The organism is Notoacmeibacter sp. MSK16QG-6 (assembly GCF_024158145.1).
GTDB lineage: Bacteria > Pseudomonadota > Alphaproteobacteria > Rhizobiales > Rhizobiaceae > Notoacmeibacter.
Genome location: NZ_JAMYXM010000002.1, coordinates 56,837 through 75,835 on the forward strand (window position 1 = coordinate 56,837; position 18,999 = coordinate 75,835).

18 protein-coding genes and 1 tRNA gene are annotated in these 18,999 nt (G+C 58.9%); 9 read left to right on the plus strand and 10 right to left on the minus strand.

What is annotated here, in order from left to right; all coding sequences use genetic code 11:
- Positions 1-27: 27 nt before the first annotated feature.
- Positions 28-642, minus strand: coding sequence for a flavin reductase (locus NIM86_RS08000; RefSeq protein ID WP_253380904.1), 615 nt, complete (start codon positions 640-642; stop codon positions 28-30).
- Positions 643-646: 4 nt separating this feature from the next.
- Positions 647-1,237: a nitroreductase gene (locus NIM86_RS08005; RefSeq protein ID WP_253380906.1), complete on the minus strand. Its 591-nt coding sequence runs from the start codon at positions 1,235-1,237 to the stop codon at positions 647-649.
- Positions 1,238-1,323: 86 nt separating this feature from the next.
- Between NIM86_RS08005 and NIM86_RS08010 the strand changes: the two genes are divergently transcribed.
- Positions 1,324-2,469: a hypothetical protein gene (locus tag NIM86_RS08010; protein WP_253380908.1), complete on the plus strand. Its 1,146-nt coding sequence runs from the start codon at positions 1,324-1,326 to the stop codon at positions 2,467-2,469.
- Positions 2,470-2,619: 150 nt separating this feature from the next.
- Complete coding sequence (locus NIM86_RS08015) at positions 2,620-3,333, plus strand: ion channel (protein ID WP_253380910.1); 714 nt, start codon at positions 2,620-2,622, stop codon at positions 3,331-3,333.
- A 72-nt stretch (positions 3,334-3,405) separates the two neighbouring features.
- On the opposite strand, the gene thrS is transcribed toward NIM86_RS08015, so the two are convergent.
- From thrS to NIM86_RS08030, 3 genes are all read right to left on the minus strand, one after another.
- Positions 3,406-5,388, minus strand: coding sequence for a threonine--tRNA ligase (gene thrS / locus NIM86_RS08020; protein ID WP_253380912.1), 1,983 nt, complete (start codon positions 5,386-5,388; stop codon positions 3,406-3,408).
- Positions 5,389-5,522: 134 nt separating this feature from the next.
- Positions 5,523-5,789: a membrane protein insertion efficiency factor YidD gene (gene yidD, locus NIM86_RS08025; protein ID WP_253380914.1), complete on the minus strand. Its 267-nt coding sequence runs from the start codon at positions 5,787-5,789 to the stop codon at positions 5,523-5,525.
- Positions 5,786-6,232, minus strand: a complete 447-nt coding sequence (locus NIM86_RS08030; protein WP_253380916.1) for an iron-sulfur cluster assembly scaffold protein — start codon at positions 6,230-6,232, stop codon at positions 5,786-5,788. Before NIM86_RS08030 ends, yidD begins: the two co-directional genes overlap by 4 nt.
- A gap of 177 nt (positions 6,233-6,409) precedes the next feature.
- Here NIM86_RS08030 and folE point away from each other — a divergent pair, with 177 nt between their 5' ends.
- Genes folE through NIM86_RS08045 form a run of 3 tightly spaced genes read left to right on the plus strand, consistent with a single transcriptional unit; the run spans position 6,410 to position 8,445 of the window.
- On the plus strand, positions 6,410-7,033 hold the full coding sequence (gene folE / locus NIM86_RS08035) for a GTP cyclohydrolase I FolE (protein ID WP_253380918.1): 624 nt from the start codon (positions 6,410-6,412) through the stop codon (positions 7,031-7,033).
- 1 nt (position 7,034) lies between these two features.
- Positions 7,035-7,517, plus strand: coding sequence for a phosphoribosyl-AMP cyclohydrolase (gene hisI, locus NIM86_RS08040; protein WP_253380920.1), 483 nt, complete (start codon positions 7,035-7,037; stop codon positions 7,515-7,517).
- Positions 7,518-7,554: 37 nt separating this feature from the next.
- On the plus strand, positions 7,555-8,445 hold the full coding sequence (locus NIM86_RS08045; protein WP_253380922.1) for a patatin-like phospholipase family protein: 891 nt from the start codon (positions 7,555-7,557) through the stop codon (positions 8,443-8,445).
- Between the two features lie 60 nt (positions 8,446-8,505).
- Here NIM86_RS08045 and recJ read toward each other — a convergent pair whose 3' ends face one another.
- The 5 genes from recJ to NIM86_RS08070 form a co-directional block, all read right to left on the minus strand.
- A complete protein-coding gene (gene recJ, locus NIM86_RS08050; RefSeq protein ID WP_253380924.1) occupies positions 8,506-10,287 on the minus strand; it encodes a single-stranded-DNA-specific exonuclease RecJ in 1,782 nt (593 codons plus the stop codon).
- 54 nt (positions 10,288-10,341) lie between these two features.
- Positions 10,342-11,322, minus strand: a complete 981-nt coding sequence (gene glpX / locus NIM86_RS08055) for a class II fructose-bisphosphatase (RefSeq protein WP_253380926.1) — start codon at positions 11,320-11,322, stop codon at positions 10,342-10,344.
- Between the two features lie 170 nt (positions 11,323-11,492).
- Positions 11,493-12,812 (minus strand): homoserine dehydrogenase, encoded by a 1,320-nt coding sequence (locus NIM86_RS08060; protein WP_253380928.1) that lies wholly within the window; start codon positions 12,810-12,812, stop codon positions 11,493-11,495.
- 20 nt (positions 12,813-12,832) lie between these two features.
- Entirely contained in the window at positions 12,833-14,050 is a 1,218-nt protein-coding gene (locus NIM86_RS08065; RefSeq protein ID WP_253380930.1) for an LL-diaminopimelate aminotransferase, read from the minus strand.
- A 135-nt stretch (positions 14,051-14,185) separates the two neighbouring features.
- Entirely contained in the window at positions 14,186-14,503 is a 318-nt protein-coding gene (locus NIM86_RS08070) for a DNA repair protein RecO C-terminal domain-containing protein (RefSeq protein ID WP_253380932.1), read from the minus strand.
- A gap of 149 nt (positions 14,504-14,652) precedes the next feature.
- On the opposite strand from NIM86_RS08070, the gene NIM86_RS08075 reads away from it, so the two are divergent.
- From NIM86_RS08075 to map, 4 genes are all read left to right on the plus strand, one after another.
- Positions 14,653-16,503, plus strand: coding sequence for an alpha/beta hydrolase (locus tag NIM86_RS08075; protein WP_253380934.1), 1,851 nt, complete (start codon positions 14,653-14,655; stop codon positions 16,501-16,503).
- Between the two features lie 197 nt (positions 16,504-16,700).
- Entirely contained in the window at positions 16,701-17,846 is a 1,146-nt protein-coding gene (locus NIM86_RS08080; RefSeq protein ID WP_253380936.1) for a D-Ala-D-Ala carboxypeptidase family metallohydrolase, read from the plus strand.
- A 134-nt stretch (positions 17,847-17,980) separates the two neighbouring features.
- Positions 17,981-18,056, plus strand: a tRNA-Glu gene (locus tag NIM86_RS08085).
- Positions 18,057-18,156: 100 nt separating this feature from the next.
- Positions 18,157-18,990, plus strand: a complete 834-nt coding sequence (gene map, locus NIM86_RS08090) for a type I methionyl aminopeptidase (protein ID WP_253380938.1) — start codon at positions 18,157-18,159, stop codon at positions 18,988-18,990.
- The last annotated feature ends 9 nt before the right edge of the window (positions 18,991-18,999 follow it).

An 18,999-nucleotide genomic window follows, 5' to 3' on the forward strand; every position in this document is an offset into this window, starting at 1 on the left:
GATCGTCAGCCTGGCGCTAACCATGTTTCAGCCGTCCGTGATCGGCCATTTGGGCCGGTGCATCTCGAAAACCTTATCGGTCGAAAGATAGTCCATATAACCGAGCCGGGCGAGCAGACGCGCCCTCGTCACATCGAACCGCCCATCATGAATGGCCCGTTCGGCGATATGAACGCCTACGACCTGCCCCGTAACCAGATGGTTGTCGGTCGCCTTCCCATCCAGATCGGTAACATCGCGCACTTCAAGCACCTTGCACTCCAAAGCGGCGACCGCCTCTGCCACACGCGGGGCCGACACAACTTCGCATTTGGCGCGAGTCAGGCCTGCAATATCGAATTCCGAAACATCACTGGGCGCGGCGGCAGACGACAGATTCACCGCTTCGGCCAGATCGTGCGAAGCGATGTTGACGACGAACTCGCCGCTCTCTTTGGCGGCGCGCGCGGCGTCCTTCATGCCAACGGACGAAAAAGCGACGATGGGCGGCTTCGCTGATATGGCCATGAAGAAGGAATATGGCGCCAGATTATCCCGGCCCGATAAATCGCGTGTCGATATCCATCCGATCGGCCGGGGCGAAACCATCGCCTTGAAGGGATCGTGCGGCAGGCCGTGGCCGTCTTCGACGCGGTAAAACACGAAGTCATTCCTCACCGTTGGCGGAAAAGTCGCTGATTAGTCCGGCAATATCCGGTCGCTCCCGATCGGGCACCGTCATATCCGTCTTGCCGATATGAACGAATCCGGCGACGCGCTCACTGTCGGCGAGGCCGAGAGCCGCGCGGGCCTTCGAATCGTCGGAATACCAGTTGGTGATCCAGTTGCCCCGATAACCAAGCGCTGACGCCGCATGAAGAAGGTTCATGCAGACCGCACCAGCGCTCAGATACTGTTCCCATTCGGGAATCGGCTTCGGCCCATTGTTCTTCGGCGTGAAAACCACGCCAATCACAAGCGGCGCGCGCGAAAAACGCTCTTCTTCTTTTTGCCGGGCCGCATCGCTTAGCGGACCGTCACGCTCCTCAAGCCGCCGGGCGATCCGCCGTCCTGCCTTTAGCCGTTCGTCGCCGCGATAGAGAATAAAGCGAAAAGGCGTCAGCATGCCGTGATCGGGAACCCGTGCGGCAAGCGTCAACATGGTTCGGATCACATCTTCCGGCACATCGCCTCCGAGAGAGGCGATAGGAGGGGAGCGCCGCGAAACCAGATGCTCCAGCAATGCGTCATTCGTCATGAAGGACCTTCGCAATCGATAAAATTCCACCGGGCTCATCGCATGGCGGTCTTGAAATTGCCACCCGCCCGCGTTTGATGGCTGACATGAAAAGAAAACCGTCTGCTGTCCGACATGCTGGAAGAGCGCTCGCATTCGCTCTCGTCTGCGCAATGGCTTGCCCTGCGCAGCTTTTCGCGCAGGGTCCACAGGGCGGTCCTGGTAATGGCCCCGGCGGCGGCCCACCTCCCGGACATATGCCGCCCATTCCGCTACCGCCGCCCGACCGGCAATTGCATCCACCGCCTCGATCCGACGATCCATGGTCCGGCCAGCCGGATGTCAGACCGACGCCGCTGGTCCTGCCCGACATGCCGCGCATTCGAATCCGCCGCGGCAAAAGCGCTGGCGCAGGTGGCGATGAAATTCCGCGCGCCCGACCGCAGGGCGAAGGCGAACTAGTGCTCTCCGCGCGACTGGTCGACAATGGCGACATCATACCGTCAGGCCTGATATTCCGTGTCTTCGAGCCGGAAACAGGCGCCGAGGGCAAGTTGCCTCTGATCGCGACCGCGACGGGTGGAAAGGCCAGTTTCAAGCTGCCTGCCGGCCCTTATCTCATCCATGCCAGCTTCGGGCGCGCTGGCGCGACACGCCGAATAAACATCACCCCTGACCGCAAGAGTGCAGAGACCCTCGTTCTTGACGCAGGAGGACTGAAACTGTCGGCGCGCCTGCCCGATGACGGGCCGATCAGCGACAGCAAGGTCCGCTTCACGGTCTATGAAAAACTGTCGGGCGTTCCTGATGAACAGGGATCGCTCGTGCTGCCGGACGTTAAGCCCGGCTCTGTCATCCGCCTGCCCGCCGGCGATTATCATATCGTTTCCAATTACGGCAAAGTGAATGCATCGACGGGCGTCGATATCCGCGTCGATGCCGGAAAGCTGACGGATGCTTCGGTGGAGATCGCGGCGTCTGAAGTCACGCTGAAGCTGGTGCGCAACGCCGGTGGCGAAGCGATTGCCGACACCTCATGGATTATCCAGTCCGACAGCGGCGAAAAGCTGGCCGAACGCATTGGAGCATTCACCACGCTGGTGTTGGCTGAAGGTGAATACAATATCATTGCGCGCAACCGCGACCAGTTCTACACGCGGCAAATCAGCGTTTCGGCGGGCCGTCATAACGAGATCGAGGTCGTGGCGAGTCAGGTCAATCAGGCCGATAGCAGCGAGTTTCTGGCAGAGTAGTTCGACCAGGACCCCTTCCGCGCTAATTGTTTTTCTGCCCGCAACAATCCCGGCTTCGCTTTCTACATGACCATTTCGACGACCTCACGCCGGTTTCGATTTCGCGCACATCTTCACCGTTTGTATAACGGCCAGAGCCATCAGGCGAAGATGTTTCGCTGGGCTCTTCTAGCATTCGATATTGTTACCATCGGCTATTTCATCGCCACGGCGTTCGGACCGATGACGACCGATCTGATCGTTGTCGATACGCTAATCGGGATCGTCCTGCTGCTCGATTTCCTCGCGCGGCTCATCGTTGAACGCCCACTTTGGAAATTTCTGCTGTCTCCGGTTACATGGGCGGACATTATCGTCCTGCTATCGCTGCTTGCGCCGTTGCTGATTGGACCGAACTTTGCGTTCTTGCGCGTGTTGCGCGCACTCCGTCTCGTTCGTTCGTTCCGCCTGGCTCACGAGCTTCGCCGGATCACTGGCGATATGCCCGTCAATACGCGCGTCGTCGTTGCAGCAACCAATCTGGCAGCGTTCATTTTCGTCGTCACAACGCTTGTCTGGGTGCTGGAGCATGAGCGCAATCCGGCGCTCGATAATTACTGGGATGCCCTCTACTTCACCATCACAACGCTCACGACGACCGGCTATGGCGATATAGTCCTCTCCGACCGACTCGGCCGGGTCATCACCGTGCTCATCATGATTTTCGGTGTAGGTTTCTTCCTGAATCTTCTGCAGGCCATCTACCGGCCCGCCAAGGCCAACGCGCCCTGCCCTGAATGCGGTCTGAGGGTGCATGATTACGATGCAAGCCATTGCAAGCACTGCGGCCATGTCATCCGCATCGAGACCGATGGCAGCACCTGAACAAGAAAGGGCGCACCTCTCGGCGCGCCCAGGAGTTTCAAATCATTTCCGCAGACGCCCTCCGCACGAAGACTACCGGCGGTCGGTCCGATCCGGCGACGCGGCTTCCGCTGACAGTTGCGTGATCGCCTCATCGACCGACATGGACGTCTGATCGCGCGTTCCCAACCGGCGGATATTGACGGTGCCCTCCTCCGCCTCCCGCTTGCCGCATACAAGAATGGCCGGCACCTTCGCCAGACTATGCTCGCGCACCTTGTAGTTGATCTTTTCGTTGCGCAGATCGGTCTCGACCAGAAGACCGGCAGCCCTCAGCTTGGCGGCGACCTCTTCGGCGTAGCCATCGGCCTCGCTCGTGATCGTCGCCACGACAGCCTGAACCGGGGCGAACCATAGCGGCATATGGCCGGCATAGTTCTCGATCAGAATACCCAAGAAGCGTTCCATCGATCCGCAGATCGCGCGATGGATCATCACAGGTTGTTTCTTCTCGCCGTCACTGTCGATGTAGAAGGCGCCGAACCTTTCGGGAAGGTTGAAATCCACCTGCGTCGTACCGCATTGCCAAGAACGGCCGATTGCATCCTTCAGCACATATTCGAATTTGGGTCCGTAAAAGGCGCCTTCGCCCGGATTGATCCCTGTCCTGATCCGATCGCTTGATTGCGCGATCCGCTCCAGCACACCCCCCATCACCGCCTCGGCATGATCCCAGCTCGCATCGTCGCCGACGCGCTTTTCGGGTCGGGTCGAAAGCAGCACGGTGATCTCATCGAAGCCGAAGTCCTTATAGGTGGAAAGAATGAGATCGTTGATCTTCATGCATTCTTCGGCCAGTTGTTCTTCAGTGCAGAAGATATGAGCATCGTCCTGGGTGAAGCCGCGTACGCGCATTAGCCCATGCAGCGCGCCGGACGGCTCGTAGCGATGCACATTGCCGAATTCGGCCATTCGAATCGGTAGATCGCGATAGGATTTCAGGCCGTGTTTGAAAATCTGCACATGGCCAGGGCAGTTCATGGGCTTGATGGCAAACACCCGATGATCGGCATTCTCATCTTTAGGATTGGTGAAAGCGTGTGCGCTCTTCACAGCGAACATATTGTCCTGGTACCAGCCCCAGTGGCCGGATGTCTCCCATAGCGATTTGTCCAGGATCTGCGGTGCGTTCACCTCCTCATAGCCCTCTGCATCGAGCCGGCGACGCATGTAGGAGATCAGCGACTGGAACATGCGCCAGCCCTTGGAGTGCCAGAAGACCACGCCGGGACCCTCTTCCTGGAAATGGAAGAGATCCATCTCACGCCCAAGACGGCGGTGGTCCCGCTTCTCAGCTTCCTCCAGCATATGGAGATAGGCGTCGAGCTGCTTCTTGTCGGCCCAGGCCGTGCCGTAAATGCGCGTCAGCATGGGATTGTTGGCATCGCCGCGCCAATAGGCCCCGGCGACCCGCATCAGCTTGAAGGCGTCACCGATCCGCCCGGTCGAATCCATATGCGGACCGCGACAAAGATCGAACCAGTCGCCCTGAAAGTAGATCTTGAGGTCCTGATCATCGGGAATCGCGTCGATCAGTTCGATCTTGTAGTCCTCACCCTTGTCGACAAAAACCTCCTTGGCCTTCTGGCGGTCCCAGACTTCCTTCGTAAACGGGCGATTGCGCGCAATTATTTCGCGCATCTTCTTCTCGATCACCGGAAAGTCTTCCGGCGTAAAGGGCTCTTCACGGGCAAAGTCGTAATAGAAGCCGTTCTCAATCACCGGACCGATCGTCACCTGTGTGTCGGGCCACAATTCCTGCACGGCTTCCGCCATCACATGGGCGGCGTCATGGCGGATAAGTTCCAGCGCACGTGGGTCGTCGCGCGTCACGATTTCGATGGCGCCATCCGACATTGGATCGGCAATGTCTCGCAACTCACCGTCGAGAGCGATGGCGACCGACTTTTTCGACAGCGATTTGGAGATGGAATCGGCAACGTCCTTGCCGGTCGTTCCGGCAGGAAACTCACGGACGGAGCCATCAGGGAAGATGAGCGAGATGGAAGAAGCCATGGAAACGATTCTCCTTTTCCAGTCCCGCCTACGAGCGCGGGTGGCGTGGATGTGGCGGCGAAGATTGACCAGAGGCCGCCAGCAGATGGCCGCGATCTAACAATCCAGCGAAAGGAAGGAAAGAGCGCAGGTCACTATTTGTCAGGCACTGGATCGTATCCATGTGTGCCGCCGGGTCGACATTGGAAAACGCGCCTGGCGCCTAACCATCCGCCACGGATCAGACCATGGCGCGCAATTGCCTCATAGGCATATTCGGAACATGTCGGCTGATGCCGGCATCCCTGCCCGACAAAACCAGAAAGTGTAAGCTGGTAGAGCCGCACCAGCCCAGTGCCGAATACGCGCGCAGGGGTCTTCGGCCAATGGCCCTGATAATTACGGCCAGCGTTCGTCGTCACGCCGCTTCTTCGGCGCGCTTCTTCTCGATCTGGTCGAGACAGTCGATCACCGCATCGAAGGTCAGCATGGTCGAGGCGTGGCGCGCTTTGTAATCGCGGACTGGCTGCAGATATTTCAGATCGGCAAAACGACCGTCCGGCGGCGCCCCGTTCTCCTTCAGCATTTTACGCAATGCCTCACTGGCCAGACGAATTTCCTCGGCCGTGGCGCCGATTACGTTCTGCGCCATGATCGAAGACGACGCCTGACCAAGAGCGCAGGCCTTCACTTCATGAGCAAAATCGCTGACGACTCCTTCTTCCATCTGCAGATCGACCGTGACCTTCGAACCGCACAGCTTGGAATGCGCCGTCGCGGTTGCATCAGGAGAATCAAGACGGCCCGTTCGCGAAATATTACCCGCGAAGCCTAGAATTTTCTCATTGTAAACGTCGTCGATCATCAGTGCCTTCCGTTGACCGGCTCTTCTCTCTATATAGGGGCCGAAGCCGCAGGCCGGCAAGAAGGCATGCATCGTGGAACAGGCCGGCCGGATCGGGATCGATCAATCCCCGAACGTTAGCTGTTTCGACCGTTTAACTCGTCGCGCCCTAGAGCGGGACTACGGGAGATACTCATCATGGACGCTATGATCCATAAATTTGTCGAGACGGCGAAAAGCAAAGACCGTCCCAGCCGCGATGAAGCGGAAGAAGCCGTGCGGACGCTCCTGCGCTATATTGGCGAAGATGAGATGCGCGAAGGTTTGCTCGATACGCCGGCCCGGGTCGTTAAAGCCTATGATGAGATGTTTGCCGGTTACGATCAGGACCCGGAAAAAATCCTCGGCCGTACATTCGAGGACGTATCGGGTTACAAGGATATCGTGCTGATCCGTGACATCGCGTTTCACTCGCATTGCGAGCATCACATGGTGCCGATTCATGGCAAGGCGCATATTGCGTACCTGCCCGATGGAAAGGTCCTCGGCCTCTCCAAGATTGCGCGGCTGGTCGACCTCTTCGCCCATCGGCTGCAGACTCAGGAATCGATGACAGCGCAAATCGCCAACCAGATTCAAACGGTGCTGAAACCGCTGGGCGTCGCCGTCATGATCGAGGCCGAACACATGTGCATGGTCATGCGCGGCATTCGACGAGAAGGCTCCGATACTGTGACGACGGCATTTACCGGTATCTTCTCCGACGAAGTTGCCGAACGCGCACGCTTCTTCGATCTGATCCGGACAGGTAGCGGACGCTGACGTGACGAACGATCTGCCAGGCAGCGATGCAGTCACCGACTTCGTTTTTTCCTCGCCGCCGGATGATAAAGCCGCGCTCGAAGAAGGATCGACCTTCTCGCCGCGCTTCGACGCCAATGGATTGATTACCGCTGTCGTCAACGATGCAGACGATGGCCGTCTCCTCATGGTCGCTCATATGAACGCCGAGGCGCTTTCGAAAACCCTCGTCACGGGTATTGCGCATTACTGGTCTCGCTCGCGCCGTTCCCTGTGGCAGAAGGGTGAAACCTCCGGCAACCGACAACGCGTCATCGAGATTCGTACAGACTGCGATCAGGACGTGGTTCAGCTCAGTGTTCACGTGGAAGGGCACGCCGCGACTTGTCACACAGGCCGTCGCTCATGCTTTTACCGCCTTGTCGTAGCGGAGAACGGAACGGTAAAACTGCGCCACGACGAAACCAGACCGCTTTTCGAAACGAAAGAGGTCTATGGCAAGTAAGGGCCGAATAAGCTCTTTCCGGTAAAGTCGGAACACCATGGATCAGCGCAGCAGCGGCCCAAAACATCATCCTGAAGGTATTGCGGTCGCCCTTGGCGGCGGCATCGGTCGCGGCTGGGTGCATATTGGCGTTCTGCGCGCCCTCGATGAGTGCGGCATCCCGATCCATACGATCGCCGGTACTTCTATCGGCGCCATCGTGGCGGGGGCTTATCTTGCTGGAAAGCTCGATGAATTGGAGGCTTTTGCCCGTGCGGCGACCTGGCGGCGCATGTTCGGTCTGTTTGACCTGCGTTGGGGCGGCCAGGGCCTCGTAACCGGCGCCAAGATCGACCGGCTTTTGCGAGCCTCCCTCGGCAACATGCAGATCAGCGATCTTGATCGACCCTTCATCGCCACCGCAACGAGTCTTCCGGACGGAGAGGAAGTTTGGATTACGTCCGGCAGCTTGGTTCTGGCCATGCGGGCGTCTTACGCGGTGCCCGGCATCTTCGAGCCGGTGAGTTGGGGACGCCGCACCCTGGTCGACGGTGCCCTGACGGCCCCTCTTCCAGTAAGAGCCTGCCGTATGCACAGCCCATGTCCCGTCATCGGCGTCACGCTTTCCGGCGAACCTGGGGTCAAGGAAGTGGTTATCGAGGAAGCCAGCGTCGATACCGATCCCGCGCGTGCCCACGAATCATCTGGCACAAAGGCCTCTGGCGGCCAGCTCGGTTTCGGCGGGGTTATTCTCCGTTCCTTCGCAGTTCTGCAGGATCAGATCATCCATTCGATGATGACGAGTTCGCCGCCTGACATGCTTCTGGCGCCGCCAACCGAAACAATAGGACTGCTGGACTTCCACCGGGCCGATGAATCTATCGCCATCGGCTACGAATCGGTCATGCAGCATCGGGACCAACTGCGCATCTACGCCGCAGCCAAATAGCTTTCCATTCAATAGGTTAGGAAAGAAAACAGAATCGTTTCGTGAGCGCCGTTCGATCCCTCAAACGATATCGGCAGCATCTTCGACTTTGAACTGAACGCGGCGCTGCCCGTTCCAGTAATTAACACTGAGCGTCCCGGCGAAGTGCAGCATATCGCCCCGCCGTTTCATCAGAAAACGGCCGAGATCGGTCTCCGCGCAGCGGAACGCCACAGCCTGAAGACGCCCGCCACTTTGTGAACGCAGCGCCAGCCGCAAATGGCTGCCATCCCGCCCCATCGTGTCGATATTTTCGATGCGATGCCGCGCGAGGACAAAGAAGGGGCTTGGATGGCCCGCGCCGTAGGGGCCGGCGGCATCGATCCGTTCACAAAGATCGAGAGTTAGCGCCTCGGCCGTAAGCGATCCGTCGACTTTGCGCATTGCCGACTGCCTGAGTTTGGCGACAGTATGGGCCAGCTTCTCCTCCAGAAATGTACGGAACGGGCCAAGTTGATCGCGATTGATCGTAATGCCGGCCGCCATGGCATGACCGCCACCCTTTATGAGAAACCCGCGGTCAACGGCTTCGCGCACCACACGGCCCAAATCGACGCCGGCAATAGAGCGGCCCGATCCGGTGCCCGTTCCATTCGCATTGAAAGCGATGGCAAAGGCCGGACGACCGAAACCGTCCTTTATCCGGGATGCAAGAATCCCAACCACGCCGGGATGGAATTGCGAATTCTCGGCAATGAGAACCGCCGGCCCCTCGCCTCGCGCCGTTTCTGCCTCGGCCTGCGCACGGACGTTGGCCAGCATGCCCGCCTCCATCGCCTGCCGCTCGCCGTTGAGCACATCGAGTTTGGCCGCGAGCGTTTCAGCATCGGTCGGATCGTCCGTGGTCAAAAGACGCGCGCCAAGCGACGCATCGCCGATCCGTCCGCCGGCATTGATGCGCGGGCCGAGAATGTAACCGAAGTGAAAGGGTCGGATCGGCTCGCCGAGGCGCGCTGCCGCTGCCAAGGCCGCGATTCCAGGATTGCCGTGATGGCGCGCCACCTCGAGGCCGCGAACGACGAAAGCCCGGTTGAGACCGGTAAGCGGAACGACATCGCAAACAGTCGCAAGGCCCACCAGGTCGAGGAAGGCGCGAAGATCGGGTACGTCCCTGCCCTCGCCTCGCAACAAAGCGTTTGCTGCGACGAGTGCAAGAAATGTGACACCGGCCGCGCAAAGATGGCCTTGCCCGGAAAGATCGTCATCGCGGTTGGGATTTACGACTGCCAGCGCATCGGTCGGCATTGGTCCGGAGGGTTGATGGTGATCGAGAACGACCACGTCTGCGCCCGCTCTTTTTGCCGTCGTGATTGCATCCGCGCTGTTCGTTCCGCAATCCACAGTGACGATCAGCGTGGCCTCGCCCGCCAATTTCTCCATGGCGGTCGCATTCGGGCCATAGCCCTCGAAGATGCGGTCCGGGATATGGATGGTGGCCTCGATACCGAAAAAGCGTAGCCAACGGGCCAAAAGCGCCGAGGACGCCGCGCCGTCCACATCGTAATCGCCGAAAACAGCGACTTTCTCGCCAATACGCGCTGCTTCAGCCAGACGTTCGGCGGCAGGCGCCATCTCGGTCAGTGTCTTCGGATCCGGTATCAGATGACGAAGTGTCGGCTGAAGAAAACCGGCCGCATCGTCTTTTCCAACCTGACGGCCAGCCAGGATGCGAGCGACAATTTCGTCGACGCCGCCCTGCTGTGCGATGGCGAGCGCTGTCTGCTCCTGCATATCCGTCAGACGGTGATGCCAGGCAAAACCGGTCGCGCTCTTTTTTACGTTGAGAAAATAGCGTGGCTGCATGCATCACCTCATATCACAGAGGCAGATCGGTGCATCTTTTGTATAGACGTAGATCTAGTCGCCGTTGAATTTTCCGAGGTCGCTGTGGCGGGCGCGGATTTCGCGTATCGTGCCACTCGACGAACGCATCACCACGGTATGCGTTTCGATCCGTCCGGGACTGAATTTTACGCCATCGAGCATGTTGCCGCTCGTCACGCCAGTCGCGGCGAAAATGACGTCGCCGCTCGCCATATCCTGCAAGCCATAGATCGCCGTTGGATCGGATATCCCCATACGCTCGGCTCGTGCAGCCTTCTCCGGCGTATCGAGGACCAGTCGCCCTTCCATCTGGCCGCCTATGCAGCGAAGGGCGGCGGCGGCAAGAACGCCCTCAGGCGCGCCGCCGATGCCGAGATAGATATCGACCCCGGTTTCATGAGGGTTTGTCGTATGAATAACGCCAGCCACATCGCCATCGCCAATCAGTTGAATGGCTGCGCCGGTCGCTCGGACTTCGGCGATAAGGTCAGTATGACGCGGCCTGTCCAGAATGCAAACGCTGATGCGGTCGGTGGGTACGCCCTTCGCTTCAGCAAGCGCCTCAATATTCTGCGTCGGCGTTTTGGATAGAGCGACAAGGCCTTGTTCGAAACCCGGACCGATAGCGACCTTGTCCATGTAGACATCAGGCGCGTTGAGCAGGCTGCCGCGCTCGGCAAACGCGATGACCGCCAAAGAATTGGGAAGGTTTTTCACGCAAAGCGTCGTGCCCTCCAGAGGGTCAAGCGCGATGTCGACGACACTGCCCTTCCCAGTACCGACCTCCTCGCCAATGAAAAGCATGGGCGCATCGTCTCGCTCGCCCTCGCCGATGACAATCCGCCCATCGATGGGTAAACGGTTCAACTCAGTGCGCATGGCGTCAACGGCTGCCTGATCGGCTTCGAACTCGTCGCCACGCCCACGGACGCGCGCCGCGGCAACGGCGGCTGCTTCCGTCACCCGCGCAATCTCCAGGGCAAGAGCCCGGTCGAGCTGTCCACTTTGGGTCATATCGGCAACCTCCCGATCATCGCTGCAAGCTGTGAGCAGCCTGAACTGGCTCGGCTTGTGTCAGATCAAAATGACACTGGCAAGAAGCCGTCCAAGCCGCTGCGCCAACCGCGGGATGACAATGCGAATGAAGGCCCGCATGCTCCAAAAAACACTTGTGAGCATGGCCTTCAGCCCGCCGGCTCCATCCGGATAACCTGGGCGGACCCCCGAAGGTGTCCGTCGGATTCAATGGCCGCAATGGCCTCGCGGATCGATGTTTCCATCGTGGCGTGGGTCGTGAGAATAATGGCCTTGCTTGCTTTATCGGGACTTTCCGGATCGTCGCGCTGAACGATCGACTGAAGCGAAATACCGGCTGAAGCCATGCGTTGTGCGATGGCAGCAAAAACGCCAACTTCGTCCCGCACCAGAAAACGAATGAAGTACCCACCCTCATGACTGCGCATACGCGCTCTCTCATAAGGCATGAGTTCTTTTGCCGGCGTACCGAGCGCTGGCCCGTGCTGACGACCCGGACGGCTTTTGGCGATGTCTGCCACATCACCGATAACGGCGGATGCGGTAGCCTCGCCGCCCGCGCCCGGACCGCTCATCAGCAGAGCGCCTAGAAGATCGGTTTCAAGCACCACCGCATTGGTGACATCGTCGACCTGCGCGATCTGCGATTCGATAGGAACCATAGTCGGATGCACGCGCTGCTCGATGCCCCGATCCGTTTTCTGGGCGACCCCGAGAAGTTTGATCCGATAGCCGAGGTCGCGCGCCGCCCGAATGTCGGCCAGGGTGATGTTGGAGATACCTTCGAGATAGATATCGTCCGCCGCGATCTGCGTGCCGAAAGCTATTGAGGTCATGATGGCAAGCTTGTGGGCGGTGTCGTTGCCTTCAATGTCGAAGGTCGGATCGGCTTCGGCGTAGCCAAGGCGTTGCGCCTCTGCCAGCACCTCTTCGAAGCCGATTTCCTCGTCCTCCATGCGCGTCAGAATATAATTACAGGTCCCATTCAGGATACCGTAGAGACGCGAAATCGTGTTACCGGCCATGGCTTCGCGCATGGTCTTGATCACCGGAATGCCGCCTGCCACCGCAGCCTCGAAATTCAGCAGGACGCCCTTCTCTTCAGCCATAGCCGCCAGTTCGACGCCATGGGCGGCGATAAGCGCCTTGTTGGCGGTCACGACATGCTTGCCTGCGGCAAGTGCCGCTTTGACCGCAGATAATGCCGGCTCGCCGTCGCCCCCAATAAGTTCGACGAACACATCGACGCTCTCGGATTGCGCAACAGCAACCGGGTCGTCCAGCCACTGCACTCCTGAAAGATCGATTCCCCGGTCGCGGTTGCGATCTCGGGCGGTCGTCGCGACGACTTCGATCCGACGTCCACATTGACGGGTCAGCAGAGCGCCCTTTTCGGCGAGAAGACGCACCACCGCGGCACCGACAGTTCCGAGCCCCGCGAGACCGATACGAAGGGGCTCGGTGGTCATGACACTATCCTCTTGATTGTTCATTTCTTGGACGATGCGGCCTCTGGTTCGGCGATTTCGGGAGCGTTGCCAGAAAGGAAGCGCTTGATATTGCGCGCTGCCTGCCGGATGCGGTGCTCGTTTTCGACAAGCGCAAGCCGCACATGGCCGTCACCATGTTCACCGAAGCCAATTCCGGGCGCTACGGCAACATGCGCCTTTTCGACCAGCATCTTGGAAAATTCCAATGACCCCATATCCCTGAATCGTTCAGGGATTGGCGCCCAGGCAAACATGGTCGCTGGCGGTGGCGGCACTTCGAAGCCGGCCCGTCCAAAGCTCTCCACCATAACGTCGCGTCTCTTATGGTAGATCTGCCGCACTTCCTCGATATCGGAGCCATCGCCATTCAGAGCGGCAGCCGCCGCCACCTGAATCGGTGTGAAGGCACCGTAGTCGAGGTAGGATTTCACACGGGCCAGCGCCGCTATCAGACGCTCGTTGCCCACCGCAAATCCCATTCTCCAGCCGGGCATGGAAAAGGTTTTACTCATCGATGTAAATTCGACCGCGACGTCTATCGCCCCATCGACCTGCAGAACCGAAGGCGGCGGATCGTCATCGAAATAGATTTCCGAATACGCCAAATCCGACAGGACGATCAGTTCGTTCTTACGGGCGAACGCAACGACATCCTTGTAGAAATCCAGCGTGGCCACTTCGGCAGTCGGATTGGACGGATAATTGAGAATCAGCGCGAGCGGTTTCGGAATGGAATGCTGCATCGCCCGCTCCAGCGCAGGCACGAATTTGTCGTCCGGAACCACCGGCATCGAGCGAATGACGCCACCGCTCATGATAAAGCCGAACGCGTGGATCGGATAGGTCGGGTTCGGGCACAGAACGATGTCGCCCGGCGCCGTAATCGCCTGCGCCATGTTGGCGAAACCTTCCTTCGATCCGAGCGTCGCGACAATCTGCTTGTCAGGATCGAGGGTCACGCCGAAGCGACGCTTGTAGTAAGCGGCCTGCGCACGCCGCAGGCCCGGTATGCCGCGCGACGTGGAATATCGGTGAGTTCTCGGGTCGCGGATGACCTCTACCAGTTTGTCGACGACTGCCGCCGGCGTCGGTAGATCCGGATTGCCCATACCAAGATCGATTATGTCGGCTCCCGCCGCTCGCGCTGCCGCCTTGAGCCGGTTGACCTGCTCGAAAACATAGGGCGGCAATCTGCGAACCTTGTGGAACTCTTCCATCTATCTGATCTCTTCGGGTTTCAAAAAATGGACCGGCGCAAAATGAAGCGCCGGATACCGGGCGAATGAGGCTGGCCTATACACTCTTCGACGAAGGGGGAGAAGGTCTGCGGCAGGCTGGACAGAACTGCCCGGTCAATTTCCGGAAGCTTCAATCTGACGCAGCGCCTCCTGACCGTGGGTTCTGCCGAGACGGCGCAGATAAACTGCCTCGCTTTCCGAGGTGGGCAGCCCGCGCGGCGCAGGTCTGGCGGCCTGAACAGCCTGTATCTGCGCCTGCGCCTCAGTCGAACTCATTGGCGCGGCCGCCGGAACAGGAACGACGTTGAGATTGGGGTAGGTCCCATCGTCAGCGATGCGAGCATCCGAGTAAGGCAGCACGTCCGGCGTACCGCAGGACGCGCAAACGAAGAGCGCCGCCGAAAAACCGAAAACTCGCATCAGCCTATGCATCGAACGTCCTCGTTTGACCGCCGAACCACTTATTCCAATGGCCTAGCCATTTTGTTCGCTGGGAATATTCCTTTTGTGCCATAGTGTTGAAAACATGTCACCTGCGTCGGATACGCCGCGCGTGAAAATGGACTCTGGGAGGTGGTTCGATGGGCAAAGGCGAGGACAAGAAAAAGCAGACGCCTGACGAAAAACAAACGTCGGACGAAATGAAGACCATGGCCACGCAGGACCCAGAGGCCTTTGCGCGGAACATCGCACTTGCCATGGAAAATGCGGGAAAGGCCGCTGCTGCCTGGCTACGTCCCCGCGAGCAACACCCGGAAAATTATGTTTCCGAAACGCCGGAGATCGTCAAGGAAACCGTAGAGACGATCATGCGTGTTCGTCACCATTTTCTCGCCGATCCGGTACGCGCGGTCGATATGCAAACCCGCCTGATGTCCAGCATGCTGGACGTCTGGAGCAAGAATGTCAGCCGACTTGCGGGTCAGACCATCGAGCCGGAGCCAGAAATCCAGCGCGACAAGCGCTTTGCGGGCGACGATTGGTCAGGCAATCCCTTTTACGCCTTTTTGCGCGACAGCTATTTCGCGCTGGATCATTGGGTGAAGGCGCTCGTCGATGACATGGAGGAAATGGACGCCACCGAGAAACGGAAGGCCGAGTTTTTGCTCGGCCAGGTCATGAATGCTCTTTCGCCAAGCAATTTTCCGCTGACCAACCCGACCGTCATGCGAGAGATGGTCGAATCGAACGGCGAAAATCTGGCCCGTGGCATGAAGATGCTGGCTGAAGACGTGGAGCGCGGCGGCGGCGAGATCAGGCTTCGCCAGGTCGATGCCACACCATTCAAGGTCGGCGAGAATATTGCGGTAACGCCCGGCAAAGTCGTCGCGCGCAATCGGCTGTGCGAAATTCTTCAGTATGAGCCGAGGACACAGAAGGTTCTAAAGCGCCCGCTGGTCATCGTGCCGCCATGGATCAACAAATTCTACATTCTCGACCTCAACAAAAAGAAGAGCTTCATTTCCTGGGCGGTCGAACAGGGTCACAGCGTGTTCGTGATCTCCTGGGTCAACCCTGATGAACGCCACCGCAACGAAAGCTGGGGCAATTACGCCCGCGATGGAATCGGTTTCGCGCTGGATACGGTCGAAGAGATCACCGGCGCAGACCGTATGAACATGATCGGTTATTGCGTGGGCGGCACGCTTTTGTCCTCCACGCTCGCCCTGCTTGCGCAGGAAGGCGACAAGCGACCGGCATCCGCAACTCTCTTCACCACCCAGGTCGACTTCGAATTTGCCGGCGATCTGAAGATCTTCGCCACAGAGCGACAGGTCTGCGAAATCGAACAGGAACTTGACCGTACCGGCTATCTCGCGGGCGACAGGATGGCCAACGCCTTCAATCTCTTGCGCTCCAAGGAACTGATTTGGCCGTACATGGTGAACAACTATATGCGCGGCCAAGACCCGATGGCGTTCGACCTGCTCTACTGGAACGGCGATCAGACGCGCATGACCGCAGCCAATCACAGCTTCTATCTGCGCAATTGCTATTTGGAGAACAATCTGTCGGCCGGGCGTATGAAGATCGACGGACGGACGATCAGCCTATCCGATATAAAAGTCCCGATTTACAATCTTGCAACAAGGGAAGACCACATCGCGCCGGCCAAGTCCGTTCATAAAGGCAGCCGGCTCTTCGGCGGTCCGGTGCAACTGGTGGTTTCCGGCTCGGGACATATTGCCGGCGTCATCAATCCGCCAGCGTCGAAGAAATATCAGTACTGGACCAACGACGCTGCCGACTTCTCAGAAAGCTACGATGAATGGCTCGCCGGTGCGAGTGAACATCCTGGCTCGTGGTGGCCACACTGGCAGGCTTGGATCGAAGGCATGTCCGATAAGAAGGTGGAGGCGCGCGAGGTAACCGGTCTCGGTGGTGAGGTGCTCGGAAATGCGCCTGGCTCCTATGTCCAGATGCGAATCTGATAGGCTCGGCTGAAGCATTGCGAGGTCGGAGCGCAACCCTTAATTGCGCCCTATTTCTGTCACAGGATCGTCATGGCTGCTTCGGCAGGCATTGGGGGGCGCTAACCGGTGATTAAGCCAGTTCGCTATATGTGATTTAAAATTTTCTGCGTGACCGCCTTCAATAGCGGTTTCGTCTGCCAAGAGGGGCGTTCCGTTTGCGGGAGCTTAAGAACAGAAGCCATGGTACGCGTCTGGCCGCTTTGCTGCTGTTGTCAGCATCCGCACTATCCGTCGCGGGATGCACCTCTGGAACACCGGTTCCGCCTCTTGGCCTCGCTCTCGCCGATGTCGCCGCCACGGAGTCTTCTACAACCCCGCCCCAACAGGTCGCCAGCGACGACAGCTCGGCTCCAAGTGGCAGTGCTTCCGAACTGGCAGTTTTTGAGCAGGGCGATGGTGATGGCGGCAGCGAGGACGACGGCGATTCACGCCTTGCGATGAATGACGGCGCGGGAGCAACGCCCGCGCAACTCGCACCACCGTCGTCCGGGGCAGTTTCTACGCCTCCGCCGATCCAATTGGCCAGCCAACCCGCTGCTGCAAGCTCGACCGATGCGCCAGCTCTGGCAACGGCCGCAATGGCGCCGGTTGCCGCCCCATCAACGCAAATGCCGCGTCCGATTCCCCTTCAGCAAAACTCGGTTCCCCGCGCGCAGGGGCAAGGACAAGTGGCTCTCGCACTTGCCGAGCCACCACGTCCGATCAGGCTTGACCGGCCTGTTTCAAACAGCCTTTCGCCGACGCCCGCCATGCAGGCCAGTGTCAAATCGGAATCGACCGCTCAGATCGTTGGAGCCGGCGAATCCGTGCTGCCGGGGGTTGATAAGAACCGCCTGTTCGAAATCGAACGCAAGGACGGCCTGTCAGACAATAGCGATATCGATCTGGAGGAATCAGACGAACCCGTCCGGCTCGCTTCCCTTTCCGGCCTTGCACGGCTGGCGCCGAATGGTCTGAAGACGCAGCATGACGGTGTCGACGTCAAATGCCTGAAGCCGGCTCTCGTGCGGGTGTTGAATCAGGTGGAACGAAAATTCGGTCGTCCAGTAATTGTCACGTCCGGTTTCCGTTCGCGCAAACGCAATGCAAGCGCGCGAGGCGCCAAGCGCTCACTCCATATGTTCTGCGCAGCAGCCGACATACAGGTCGAGGGCGTCAGCAAATGGACGTTGGCCGAATATCTGCGCGGCATGGATGGCCGTGGCGGCGTCGGCACTTACTGCCACACCAAATCCGTCCATATCGATGTCGGGCCGCAGCGGGACTGGAACTGGCGCTGTAAGAGACGTCGGCGCCGCTAATCTTCGGCCTGCCGAAGTGCCTGGCATGGCTATCGCCGAGACGATTTATCCCCAATCGCGCTTTTTCGAATTTTCATGACAATCCGCACTTGCGTTTGCCGGGACCTTCCGACTATACGGCTCACACCTTATCCGCGCCCTTCGTCTAGCGGTCTAGGACGCCGCCCTTTCACGGCGGAAACACGGGTTCGAGTCCCGTAGGGCGTACCATCTCTTTCTCCAGCGAACATACTTGCATTTGCGCGGTGGCCTTGCCATGTCGCTAGTCAATGCGAACGGCGCAGAGCCGGAAATGCCGGAGAGAAAGCCAATGACCATCTATATTCAGGCCGAAGATGATGTCTTGCGGAATACCGGCCAGATCCGTCTCTACGGTCCAGAGGCTTTCGAAGGCATGCGCAGGGCTTCGGAACTGACAGCCCGGTGCCTCGACGAATTGGTGGAGTTAGTAAAGCCCGGCACCCCGACCGAAGAGATCGACGATTTTGTGTTCAGCTTTGGCTTGGACCATGGCGCTGTTCCGGCGACGCTGAATTATCGCGGCTACCGCAAAAGCTCCTGCACCTCGAAGAATGAAGTGGTGTGTCACGGCATTCCCGACCGCAAACCGCTTCGCGAAGGCGACATTGTGAATATCGACGTCACCTACGTCCTCGATGGCTGGCATGGCGACTCGTCGCGCATGTATCCGGTCGGACGCATCAAGCCTTTCGCACGCAAATTGCTTGAGGTGACGCAGGAATGCCTGATGAAGGGTATTGGGGCGGTCCGCCCTGGCGTGAAGACCGGCGCCATCGGTGAAGCCATACAGACCCACGCGGAAGCAAATCGCTATTCCGTCGTTCGTGATTTCTGTGGCCACGGCGTAGGCGCACTTTTTCACGATGCCCCTAATATTCTGCATTATGGACGCGCCAATGAGGGCATAGAGATGCGTGAAGGCATGATCTTCACCATTGAGCCCATGATCAATATGGGCCGCCCTCACGTCCGGGTGCTCAACGATGGCTGGACCGCGATTACCGCGGATCGCAAGCTGACCGCGCAATATGAACATACGGTCGGCGTGACCGAAAACGGGTGCGAAATCTTCACCCGCAGTCCGGCCGGACTTGACCGTCCCGGTCTCGACGACCCAAGCTAAGACAGCCAG